The sequence below is a fragment of the Rathayibacter tanaceti genome, from assembly GCF_001634385.1.
Lineage (GTDB): Bacteria > Actinomycetota > Actinomycetes > Actinomycetales > Microbacteriaceae > Rathayibacter > Rathayibacter tanaceti.
Window position 1 is genome coordinate 1 of sequence record NZ_LIIN01000312.1, and the last position, 525, is coordinate 525.

Here is a 525-nt window from a genome sequence, read left to right on the forward strand (position 1 = left end):
CGCGGTCGCCGTCCCCGGCCCGGCCGCCGGCCGATCGTGGCCGAGTGGCTGCTCCTGCCCGACGGGACCGCGGTGGTCGAGCTCGCCTCGGCGAGCGGAAATGCGCTGGGCCCGCTGCGCCCGCTGACCGCGCACACCCGCGGCTTCGGCCGAGTCATCGCCGCCGCCCTCGACGCCGGGGCACGGTCCCTTCTCCTCGCGATCGGCGGCAGCGCCTCGACCGACGGCGGCGTCGGCGCCTGCGCGAGCTGGGCGCCCGCTTCCTCACCCTCTCCGGCCACGAGGTGGGAGACGGCGGTGGGTCACTGCTCGATCTCGCGGTCGTCGAGCGGCGTGCACTCCGGCCGGTCCCCGCCGGCGGCGTGCAGGTCCTCTGCGACGTCACGAACCCCCTGCTCGGAGACGCCGGCGCCGCCCGGGTGTTCGGCCCGCAGAAAGGTGCCCGGCCCGAGGAGGTCGTGCGCTTGGACGCCGGTCTCCGCCACCTGGCCGGTCGCCTCGACGCCGATCCGGAGGCCGCGGGCG

General features: G+C 77.7%; 1 pseudogene. It reads left to right on the forward strand.

The features are described from left to right. Nucleotides 1–72: 72 nt before the first annotated feature. Nucleotides 73–525 (forward strand): annotated as a pseudogene (locus tag ACH61_RS16610) (glycerate kinase); the annotation flags it as partial.